The 11,436-nt window shown below is 48.3% G+C and carries 6 protein-coding genes; 1 reads left to right on the top strand and 5 read right to left on the bottom strand.

Going from position 1 to position 11,436, the window contains the following annotated elements; all coding sequences use genetic code 11:
• Positions 1–414: 414 nt before the first annotated feature.
• On the top strand, positions 415–1,428 hold the full coding sequence (gene pta / locus QN379_RS22315; RefSeq protein ID WP_322237730.1) for a phosphate acetyltransferase: 1,014 nt from the start codon (positions 415–417) through the stop codon (positions 1,426–1,428).
• A gap of 285 nt (positions 1,429–1,713) precedes the next feature.
• Here the strand turns inward: pta and QN379_RS22310 are convergent, their stop codons facing one another.
• The 5 genes from QN379_RS22310 to QN379_RS22290 form a co-directional block, all read right to left on the bottom strand.
• A complete protein-coding gene (locus QN379_RS22310; RefSeq protein ID WP_323507651.1) occupies positions 1,714–3,483 on the bottom strand; it encodes a PAS domain-containing sensor histidine kinase in 1,770 nt (589 codons plus the stop codon).
• 1,415 nt (positions 3,484–4,898) lie between these two features.
• Positions 4,899–6,221 carry a sensor domain-containing diguanylate cyclase gene (locus tag QN379_RS22305; RefSeq protein WP_323507650.1) on the bottom strand — a complete coding sequence of 441 codons (1,323 nt, stop codon included), beginning with the start codon at positions 6,219–6,221 and terminating at the stop codon, positions 4,899–4,901.
• Between the two features lie 895 nt (positions 6,222–7,116).
• Entirely contained in the window at positions 7,117–8,601 is a 1,485-nt protein-coding gene (locus QN379_RS22300) for an amino acid permease (protein WP_323507649.1), read from the bottom strand.
• A 436-nt stretch (positions 8,602–9,037) separates the two neighbouring features.
• Positions 9,038–10,474 (bottom strand): FAD-binding oxidoreductase, encoded by a 1,437-nt coding sequence (locus QN379_RS22295; protein WP_323507648.1) that lies wholly within the window; start codon positions 10,472–10,474, stop codon positions 9,038–9,040.
• 51 nt (positions 10,475–10,525) lie between these two features.
• Entirely contained in the window at positions 10,526–10,948 is a 423-nt protein-coding gene (locus QN379_RS22290; RefSeq protein WP_323507647.1) for a nuclear transport factor 2 family protein, read from the bottom strand.
• Positions 10,949–11,436 lie beyond the last annotated feature (488 nt).

Here is an 11,436-nt window from a genome sequence, read left to right as displayed (position 1 = left end):
AGGACCGGCACTGAAAAAAGCCATAGCCATGCAAATGAACGAAGGCAAAACCACCATCATCGAGATCATGTGTACGCGTGAACTGGGTGACCCGTTCCGACGCGATGCATTGAGCAAGCCAGTGCGGTTGCTGGAAAAATATAAAGATTACGTTTGATTGCTTTACGCATAATTTATTAGCGGATATTGTCGGTAAGTATTATTAGTAAATATTATCAGCGAATATTATTAGTAAAAATTTGAAGTAGTAATCGTCGGTCTACAACTCTTCCGGGAAATGTGATTGCAGGGCCCAAGTGCAGATTGTACTGAGTGGCCCAGCATTTTTTTCAGTCAAAGGTTAATCTCTTTTTTTGCCAGAGCAGGTGGACAGCCTGAACGATTTTCCAGCAATCCATTTCGGAGAAAATACGTATGAAAGCACTACACCGCATCATCGAGCAGGCGGGTATTTGCCCTAAAAAAATGGTGTTATGCGAAGGCGATGATCCACGCGTGCTACACGCAGCGGCGCGCGCCAGCAGCGAAGGTGTCGCAGAAATCATCATAGTAGGAGAGCGGGCCAGGATCAATGCATTGGCTGACGCTGAGGGCGTTGATCTAAGCCAGATTAATTTAATTGATCCTGCAGATTCTGCCTATAGTGAAACTTTTGCCGAAGAATTATTTTCCTTACGAAAAGGTAAGGGCATGACTTTGGAGCAAGCCAGGATCAATGTACTGGACCCGCTCTGCTACGCTAACCTTATGGTGCGGCTTGGCTATGCTGACGGTTCTGTTGCCGGGGCCGTTCGTACCACCGCTGATGTGGTGCGCAATGCTATCCAGATTATCGGCATACGAAAGCCGTTTAAGCTGGTGTCGAGTTTCTTCCTGATGATGCTTTGTGAGCCATTTCACTCATTTAAAGGAGGTATCATCTTTTCCGATTGCGCTTTGGTGGTGGACCCAAGTGCGGAGGAATTGTCGGAGATCGCGATGGCGGCAGCCGACAGCGCACGTCAACTATTGATGGAAGAACCGCGAGTAGCCATGCTGTCGTTCTCAACCAGTGGCAGCGCGCACCACATCTCGGTCGATAAAGTCACCGCAGCGACCAAACGGGTGAAGGAGCTTAGACCAGGGTTGGCAATTGATGGCGATGTACAACTTGACGCAGCGCTTGTAGCTGAAATTTCCGAGCGCAAAGTCAAGGGATCGGAAGTCAAGGGTAAGGCGAATGTTCTGATTTTTCCCAATCTGGACGCCGGTAACATTGGCTACAAGATGGCCGAACGCGTTGGCGGTGCGGTCGCAATCGGCCCGTTGCTACAAGGGTTGAAAAAACCAGCGAATGACCTTTCACGCGGTTGCAGTATGGATGATATTTTTAACGTCATTGTCGTCACCGTGGTGCAGGCACAAACGGAAACGCATCAAGCAGAATAGTCGCCAGAAACCCCGTTAGAAGTATGACTTTTTAGGCACTCCGTATAAATGATAAGGTTGTGTCGCATTGGTCGAGATCAGCAAAGCAATCAAGTAGGCGGCGATGATGTATGCGGTCGACCTGTGGTCCATACTAAAATGGTATTGTAAGACAGTAGTCTGGGATGACCGTCGGGACGACCGGCAGCTGGGTTCCAGCGTCTTGCAGCACTTCTATCAGACGCTTGAGCGCAATAACAGAGTCGGAAGTTATGAAGGTTTCTGTCAATCAAAGCTGACGTTTTTTTATTCTGGCAATGACTGATCGAGGGGCAGGCGCAATCTCACGGTCGTACCCATTCCAGATACTCCTCTAACGTTAAGTTGCGCCCCGAAATACCGGGTACGCTCGTGCATGCCAAGTATGCCCCAAGCTTCACCGCTCAATAACTGTCCCGTTTCAATGCCTTTGCCATCATCCTTGATTTCGACCAGGATAATATTTTTGTGGCGTAAGATACGAATCATTATCTTTGACGCCTCCGCGTGGCGTACCACGTTGGTTATTGCTTCCTGCACTATCCGAAACAACATGATGCTGCGCTCGGCATCAAGTGTGACCATCGCTGCACGTTTGCTAATAGCAAAATTACATTGCAGTCCGGAGCGCTCCTGAATTTGCTCTGCGTACCATTCCAACGCTACCCAAATACCTAGGTCGTCTATTACGCTTGGTCGCAGGTCGGCGATCACCCGGCGCACTGTTTCCATCGCGGCATCAGCCATGCAAGTGACATGAACCAGCAGCGGCTCGGGAGCGTGCCCTGCGCTGACGGCGCGCTCTATCGACACGTAGACATAAGCCTTGATACCGGTCAGCATACTGCCCAGTTCATCGTGGATCTCGCGGGCGATGCGCTTGCGCTCATCTTCCTTTGCTCTTGCCTGATGATCAACCAGATTCCGTAGCTCCGTCCGTGAATCCTGCAATGCTAACTCCGCCTCCTTACGCTCGGTGATATCCGTGAGTGCTCCCACCATGCGTACCGGTCTCCCGTTAGCATCAAGCGTCGATTGTCCCCTGGATCTGACCCACCGTAATTTTCCAGATATCGTGACGACACGGAACTCGGTCTCATAAATGGAATTGGTATGCAAAGCTTTCTTCATGCCTGCACGTACGTGAGGTCGATGTTTTGGCTCGATATATCTGGAAAAATATTTTTCGCTGCGTACCGCTTCATCACTGCCTTCTTCTAGTATTTCCATCAAACGAGGCGAATAGTAGACACGCTTACCGAGAATATCCCAGTCCCACAATCCATCGCTGGTGCCACGCATGGCAAGTCGGAGGCGCTCTTCATTGATTCTGAGTACATTTTGAAATTCATCGTTTTTTCTAAGAATGGAAATTGAAATAAAACAGCCACAACTCATTAAGAACGATGCAATAATCAACGTTGCTAGCAGCAAAATATGCTGTATTTTGCGTGAGGCCTCTCCAAATTTGGATGAAAACTTCTCCTCTAGTGGATTCAGAAGGGCGTTGATATGCAGAATGCGCGCTAGACTGGATCGCAAAGAATCCTCGTCATTATTACCCGACGTAATTTTAACGTGAAGCAGAGTGGCTTCAACGCTGAGTGCATTGATGTAACGGTCGCCTTCAGCCCAAATCGCAATTATCTCGCTGATGTAGTGGACCTTCCGAAAATTGCGGAAAAGACAGATCATGCCGTCGATGTCGTCCGGATGGTTGCGCCCTGCAAGAAATCCTGCACGCGCCGCATCAAGATCGAGAACCGGTTGCTCCAACGCTAACCTGGCATCGCGATCACCCAATGGCGCGGCGATGGCCCTCAGAAACCTTTGATAGTCACCGTCGTTATGTGAGATGACATATTGATTCAGGTATAACACCGCCTCTTTCTGGTTTTTTGAATATAGCCCCTCCCCACCTACATAAGCGCGGACTGCTGACATGATATCCATACTGAAATATCCCAACCCAACCAGCAAGGCCGTCGTAGCCATTAACGGCCAAAGCACTTTTAACCAGCGCCAGTTAATATCCATTTTCCGGGCTCCTGAGCCGACACATACAAGAAGCGTGGAATAAAACCTGGTCCGATAAAATAACTACGATTCTTCGCCAAACCGGTATTTGGCTGTGCCGATGCGTTGCCAAATTTTCATACTTCATTCCAAGTTGACGTATTGCGAGCGTTTGTGTTTGCTCAACCGAAGAATTTTTGTAATGCATGTCGTGGTCTCTGATCTGCTCAAGATTACGGTAGTTCAACCGGCCTCAAGCGCTTGAGGGCTATATAGCTGGCCTTGGCGGTTGTCTCAAGGAGTCAAATCTTGTACAGACATCGTAATGTGAAGGGCTCGATAACAACGCATCGTCCGCACTATGGTCCGATACAGATTCGCAGGGTGACGCTAGGACTACACGAACCGGACCAACGCGAATGGTAAGTCGCAGTTGGGGGCGGGGTGGTGCAACAAGTGAATTTGCACCAGACGCGAACATCTTCGTTGCTTCGTCAAAAGTCCATCGCTATACCTGTGGGCTTTACATTTAACACCGCTGCTTACCAATTCAAAACTGTACACTTTAGCGTTCATTTGTTATGTCTTATTTTTAAATTGAACGCTTAAAGCATTCTCGGATAGGGGAATACGTTATGTGAATTGGGTATTCAGGTGAGTTTCATTATGCCTGCAATAAATGTCGAATTTCTGTAATTAGTGGAGTTGAGTGCTATTTTGGTTGAGTTATTTTGGTCGATGGCTTAAGTATCAGTCAATTTGGTCCATGCATACCTGCCGTGCTCGTAAAGTCGTCGCGTTTACACCGCATGGTTTGCATTTTTAATAGAATGTCTCCCTCGGTTGCAGACCAAGCGTATCCGGCGATGCCAACTAATTGCAGAAATCATGACGTTATTTGTATCAAACTAATTGGGATCGAGATGATCCCGATCAACTTACGGCCAAAGTTAGTGACGTTTTCTAAATGAGAATGAATCAATGCGATAGCGAACCCGTCATCAGCCATTCGCGCAGCAATATCTGGGCACGAATCGCATTTTTGATTGGTATTGAAACGGTACGTAAAAGCGCATCTTCTTAGGCTTGACCATAACTTTGGTTGACGTGTTAGAAGCCGTCCAAGTCAATATACAATACCGCCAGCTAAGTATTATCTCGTCGGAGCAGCGATTATTGTTGAATGAGAGCATGGTGGAAGCCGGTATGGCATCGCCGGGTCACAATGTCACTAAATGAGTAAGCCGTTTGCAAGGGTGGCCTCCTAGCGGGCAATGCAGTATCACTGTAATTTGGTGCACCACAGTGTAATAGCGTCGGCGTATGTAGCGTGGCCAGACCAAAATCACCTCAATCGGAAGCGCAGTAATCTACTCGATTGTTATGATGGCCTTGACTAATGCGACGCAATCAATACGGGGAACCCGAGGGTAATCTCAGGATCTCCAGATTTTCACCGTATTGCGCCCAGAATGTTTTGCCTCATAAAGCGCTTTATCGGCACGATCAAGCAGTGCATCGAATCCGCTAACTGAGGCTTCCATCGTACTAATACCGATGCTAATGGTGTACTTTATTTCAACGCCATCAGCATTCACGGTTGCAGCTTCAACATTGTTGCGAAAACGCTCCGCCAATTGGGTTGCACCATCTAAACCCGTTGAAGGAAGCAGGACGGCGAATTCCTCACCACCGATACGTGCCACCGTATCGATGTCGCGCATTGTGTTCTTCAGCGTTGTGGCTAAATGACACAACACCAGGTCTCCGACCCCATGTCCATAGGTGTCATTTACTTTTTTGAAGAAGTCTGCGTCAATAACCATAAATGATAGCGGCCGCGGATGCCGATGCCAGCGCCTGAACTCCAGTTCCGCTGCTTCGAAAAGCGTACGTCTATTTGCTATACCCGTCAGATAGTCGCTAGATATCGCCATCAAGCGCGTCCCCGCTTCTCGATTGCGATTAGTAATATCACGCATGATTAAGGCGTAGCTAAGTCCTTGGTTCTCCGATAAAACCTTGGTCCCGTCAATCTCTGCCGCAACGTCATCGATGGGAACAATCATACTACTGCTCCAGAACTGGGTGCCGTCTGCTTTTAAGCGCCAGCCTTCAGTCAGACTCCAGCCGTCCTCGTTAGCCTCCTTCAAGTAATCGATTATCCGTTCTGGCGAAATTCCGTCTTCTTTGTAAAGCATAGAGAACGATTTTCCAACGATATCTGCTTTTTTATATTTTAGAACCCGTCCTATGCTTGGATTCCATTCCAGTATGTTTCCGTTCTGATCCAAACTCATCAACGCATAATCTGTCACGCCTGCAGTGATCGCGTTCAACCAGGCAGTGTTGTACTTCAACTGTCGCTCTTGCGCGATCGCTAACGTCAAATCGGTAAGCACCGCCATCATGCGTTTCTCATCCACTTTGATGAGGCTTATTCCCAGCATTTTTGGATCTTGTTTACCTCGAATACCCGCGGTCAGCTGAGCACGCAAACCATCGCAAATTGTCCCTTGCGAGGTGGGGAAATCCGCGGTCATGCGTCGGAGTTCCGGTGCAACCGATTCCAGAACCTGGAATAGATTGGAAAGGCCCCCGTCTTGAGATAGCGGCATTAAAAGTTGAGCGGAAAGGGGATTCATCAGCTCCACTTCGCCCCCGAGGCTAATTTGAATTAACCCGACCGGAGCGAGGTAAAAAAACTGCAACAGAGCCTCGTGCTCTGCGGCAAGATCTTGCATGTCTTGAGCGCTCATGACGATCGCTGCAGGAGGATAAATCGCATTTTCAAGTCTGGACGGGCGTGTAGCCGTAGTTTTATCCGAACATGGCGTATGCGTAGAGTGAGTGCATTATTTTTCTTAAATGGCCTCGCAATCATGGAAATAAGTGCTTCCAGATCAAATTTAAGGGCGTTTATTTCAAGCATGTAACCTCCTCAGTTTTAAGTAAGCACGCGTAAAATAATGCGAAAATATCTGCTTAAATGCAATTAAAGTGTGGTTGCCAGAATGAAACTGTTGCCAATTTACTGAATGCTAGCCTCACCAGGACTGGGTAACGTCAATGACATTACGCGCATCGCTGTGAGGAGTTCGTGAAACACAGATGAGATCGCCAAATGCGGTTGTAGCTATAAGTGTTGTATCAAGGAAGAATAAGGAATTATTTTGCAATCTTGATAATAACGTAGAATTAACGCAAAGCTATATAAAGTTTTATAGGTAGTGTGCACACCATCTATATCATTTTCTCCCAATAGCATTGAGACGCACACCATCCATATTGAGGGTTAGGCCGGATTTCCACCATCTGACAACCTGACATCTCATCTGAGCCCGCCATCATAGGTTGTACTGTATGCATCATGTACATCTGTTCAATGCCCCACTAGGCGGTTTTAGCTGAGCGAAAAGATTTGAAGTCGGGCATTGGTAACGTCACGCGCTTAATGGCAAGTTTGTCTTGTTCCACGACGATGTTGCTATATTTGACGTGACGAATCTATTGGTTAATGTCTCTTCGCGTGGGCGCAGAGCTTAAGCAAAAAAGTTACTTCCTGTCGGGTCACCCCGATCAGCATGCGCGGCGCAGCGGCCGTCTCAGCTACCCACTTAATCGAACGATATTGGCAATACTGGCAATGCCCGATTACCTGACTGCAAATGAAGGTGGTTTTAATAAATCGCTTGCGATTTCAAGGGCCGGGCCGGCCTCTTTGATAACCTTAGAAGTCTCTAACGGAGGTTTTTTATCGCCACCAAACCGCTGTTTAACAAGGTATATCACCACCAGCAAAGCCAAACTACCCAGACCGAACCAAAGCGACAAGCGTTGTTCCGGATCAGGTGAAAATCCCATCGAGCCCAAAATCACCAACATGCCGAAAATCGCAAAATAAGTAAGGTAAGGAAAGCACCACATGCGTACTTTGATCCGCTCTGGATGATCACGATCCAGGCGCGCACGAATGCGTAGTTGCGAGATAGCAATGAGCAGATAGACAAACAAAATGAACGTCCCGTAAGAATTGACGATAAATGGGAATACTAGGTCTGCGGAAATATAGGACACTCCAATTGCCGCATAAGCAAACAGCGTGCTGAACAGAATGGCGCGGACGGGCACGCCGTTTTTGCTTAGTTTTACCAACGCCGTTGGTGCATCGCCACGACGCGTTAATGCAAAAATCATACGTGAGGATGCGTACAGGCTGGAGTTTAGTGCCGATAGAACAGCGGTCAAAATAATGCCGTTCATGATATCAGCGGCATAGGGAATGCCCATTCCTTCCAATGCACTGACAAACGGGGTGCCAATTTGAGGTGAATCCCAGGGAACAATACATACGACCAAAAACAAGGAGCCTACATAAAACAGCAGCACGCGTGAAATCACCGAATTGGTAGCGCGTGCGACAGCTTTTGCCGGATCAGCGGTTTCTGCTGCGGCAATGGTAACGATTTCAGCGCCGGAATAAAATGCTGTTGCGGCAACAGCGCCGCTGAGTACCGGTCCCCAACCATTTGGCATGAACCCGCCGTGGCTTAGAAAATGTCCCAGGCTTGCCGGGGTGTGGTGCAAGATACCAGTTAGGAACAAGCCGCCTAAGGTTAAAAAAATGATGATCGCGACGACCTTAATGGAAGCGAACCAAAATTCAAACTCGCCGAATGATTTTACCGAAATCAAATTTAATAAAGTCATCGACACCAGCAACACCAGACTGATGATCCAGGGAGCAATATCGGGTAACCAGAAATTGATCAGCTTGGCACCCGCGATTGCCTCCAACGCGACGACTACCACCCAAAAGTACCAGTACATCCATCCGCTCATAAAGCCCAAAAATTGGGAAATGTTAGGCCGATCTTCAAAAGCGAGCCGGGCATATTCGTAAAACGAGCCAACTGTCGGCAACGATGATGCCATCTCGCCCAGCATGCGCATAATCAGAATAATCAAACCACCTGTCAAAAGAAATGACAGGATCACTGCGGGTCCGGCAGATTTTGCGACTACACCGCTGCCAACAAATAACCCGGCGCCAATCACGCCACCCAACGCAATCATCGTCATATGACGTTGTTTGAGTGTGTGCTGTAAACCAGTACAACCATCCAAATCGGTAATCATTTCAGTCTCGTCTCCGTTAGTTATAAGGGCTAATTTTTATTTTTTTTACCCACTAATTTTTAAACTTCAATTTTTACAAAAAAATCCAAATGCAGTTCGATACGAAAAGGCTAATCGTTATTATTTGTAGCTATGTGACTGCTCATCAGACGTCTGCAGATCATTCTCTGCAATTGGTCAAACCGACAGAGAAATGTGTAGGGCGCCTTCTTTATAAATAGTCAAACGAATTTCTAGTGCGACTGACAAAAGCGTCATGGACGCGAGGTGTGACAGACACGCTTTCTGCTCTATTTATTAATTGTCTGCCGCGACTGGAATATTTGGAGTGTCACCTCACGTTTGCAACGTGTTTAGGTGCACAACCCATTGAGTCTCCGTATTATTGTTATTGTTATTTTTTGGTCGGGCTGCGATTGGCCCGACCTTATTGGTCTTACAGTACTTCGTCTTTCATGTGATACCAGCGATAGAGGATGCTCTGCCCAAAGCGACGGAATGGTGCGAAAGCTTGTGACTCGACCTTTTCCATCACGTTGGGGAAGGGCAATGCGGAGTTGAAAATTGGTAGTGAAGACGTTTTTTTGCCAGCGATCAGTTCGGCCATTCGACGTCCTGCCTGTGCTGAATACATTACGCCATTTCCTCCGTATCCGACCGCGTAATAGATAGTTTGTTTTGGATCTGGCTGGAAGATACGCGGCATCATATCGTGACTCATATCTACCCATCCCCACCATGAGTAATCAATATCGATTCCCGTCAATGCAGGAAATTTACGATAAAGATCACTGATCAGCAGATCCTGGTATTTTCTTTGCGGTGCGTCAGAGCCGGTGATGGCGCTGCGACTGCCAAGCTGTACTCGTCCATCAGGCATAAGACGGTAGTAGTGTCTGAGGATTCGGGTATCGGTGAGTACTTGAGTAGTGCGAAAATTACAGGCATCAATTTCGGCCGCAGTCAGCGGCCGCGTGACGATCGAGTTTGACAGGATCGGCAACAATCGATTCTTCAATTTTGGATGTAAATCTTGCGAGGTATAGCCGCCAGTGGCAACAGCCACCGCCCGCGCCCGTACGATGCCGCCGGGAGTTGTCAGATAGTGGACGCCATCGCGGGTTTGCCAGCTGGTTACAGGGCTTGACGGATGCACCTTAGCACCTAGCGCACGGGCTTTTTTGAGATAACCGAATGCCAGTTTACCGGCATGAATGCCGATGCCTTCCGGTTCATGCATAGCGCCCATTGCTTCTTTGTCGTCGACATATTCGCGCTTTACGGTATCGGCATCAAAAATACGGGCATCGTAATGAAATACTTCACGCAGCAGCTTGGCTTCCTTCTCCAAGGCGGGCATCACCTTGGCGCGATGCGCGATATACAAATGACCGCCGGGTTGCGGATCGCAATCAATGTCTTTTATGAGCCCTTTAAAAGTTTCCATCGCGTCGCACATTTCTTCATGCAGCTTTAGCGCAGTATCCAGGCCATAGCGCTGAATCCACTGTGAACGTTTCAGGCGTCCGGAATTACATTGAGCCTGGCCGCCGTTGCGGGTACTGCATCCCCAGCTCACGCGATTGGCTTCTAGTACGGTCGCCTTGATGCCGTGTTCTTGCGCTAGAAAAATGGCGCAGGTCAGGCCTGTAAATCCAGAGCCGATGATCGCAACGTCGACATCGATATCATGCGTGATCGGACCATCGTCTGGCGGTGGTTCGCCAGCAGTACCGATCCAGTACGTTGGCGCATATTCGCGTCCTTGTCCGGGACCCGTTGCTGTCAGCGGATCGTAGGCCGGATCGTACGGTTTGAGGGGAGCAGTGCTGCTGCCGGTATCGGCAAATCGGGTGTCAACTGTGGTGTCCAAAGTTGCTCCTTGATGCGGTAAGAATGATGTAGATGGGGATGACATATCGCCTCAAGCGCTGACGTGTGCAACGACAACTGGTGGACGGTCCTTACGGAAGGCATTCTTCACCGCGATTTTGCCGTTGTGGAAGGTGAAGACATCCACCATCCGGGCTTCGATCCGGGTGCCATCAGATTTGGTGCCACTGAAGGTGCTTTCGGATACGCCGCGATTGCCCGAGACAAAGTGGATCGCATCAAGCCATGCGGCATCCGGAAACGTCTGCCATGCAAGTTGGAAGCCAGCACGGATAGCTTCGCGTCCCGTAAAAGTTTTGCCTTGTAATTCAGGTCCGGCTGCTGCATGGAAGGTGCAGTCTTCTGCCATAAAATCCATCAGTGCATCGATGTCGTGACGGTTCCATGCCTGGCCGAAGGCCATCAAAAATTCTTCTGATACTTCTTGCTTGGTTGCTTGTACTTGAGCGTTCATGTTTTTTTCGCAATCTAATGTTGAGTGGACTTCCGCAAAGTCGCGTCAGCGATGCTGCGCTTACCAGCTTTGCTGGTGTTTTGTCTTCATCGGCAGGTTTGACAAGCGCCTTGCTGGAAACGATGCCTCAGTCGCAATTGAATAATAAAATCTTAAAATAGCGCCAATTTTGCTAACTGCTGCCTTATAAAATTCTGTAGCTTAAAGGCAATGTTAAATCGACCATCATCAAATCACAATGCAAAAAATAAAGCGTCTGGCTAATGAAATAGGCAAATTTTCCTTTGCCAGACTCTTTATTTTTCCGTCACGATGGGATTTTAATAATCAATCAGACGTAATCTTTATATTTTTCCAGCAAGCGCACTGGCTTGCTCAATGCATCGCGTCGGAACGGGTCGCCCAGTTCACGCGTACACATGATCTCGATGATGGTGGTTTTGCCTTCGTTCATCTGCATATCGATGGCTTTTTTAAGTGCCGGTCCG

Origin of the sequence: Glaciimonas sp. Gout2 (genome assembly GCF_035018905.1) — a bacterium.
In the GTDB taxonomy this organism is placed as follows: Bacteria; Pseudomonadota; Gammaproteobacteria; order Burkholderiales; family Burkholderiaceae_D; genus Glaciimonas.
The sequence above is the reverse complement of the archived record's forward strand: the minus strand, read 5'-3'. Positions and strand labels throughout refer to the sequence as shown.

What these genes read in the sequence shown, in the direction of transcription:
- QN379_RS22310 (WP_323507651.1), bottom strand. Translation starts at nt 3,483, where the DNA reads ATGGATATTAACTGGCGCTGGTTAAAAGTGCTTTGGCCGTTAATGGCT.
- QN379_RS22305 (WP_323507650.1), bottom strand. Translation starts at nt 6,221, where the DNA reads ATGAGCGCTCAAGACATGCAAGATCTTGCCGCAGAGCACGAGGCTCTG.
- pta (WP_322237730.1), top strand. Translation starts at nt 415, where the DNA reads ATGAAAGCACTACACCGCATCATCGAGCAGGCGGGTATTTGCCCTAAA.
- QN379_RS22300 (WP_323507649.1), bottom strand. Translation starts at nt 8,601, where the DNA reads ATGATTACCGATTTGGATGGTTGTACTGGTTTACAGCACACACTCAAA.
- QN379_RS22290 (WP_323507647.1), bottom strand. Translation starts at nt 10,948, where the DNA reads ATGAACGCTCAAGTACAAGCAACCAAGCAAGAAGTATCAGAAGAATTT.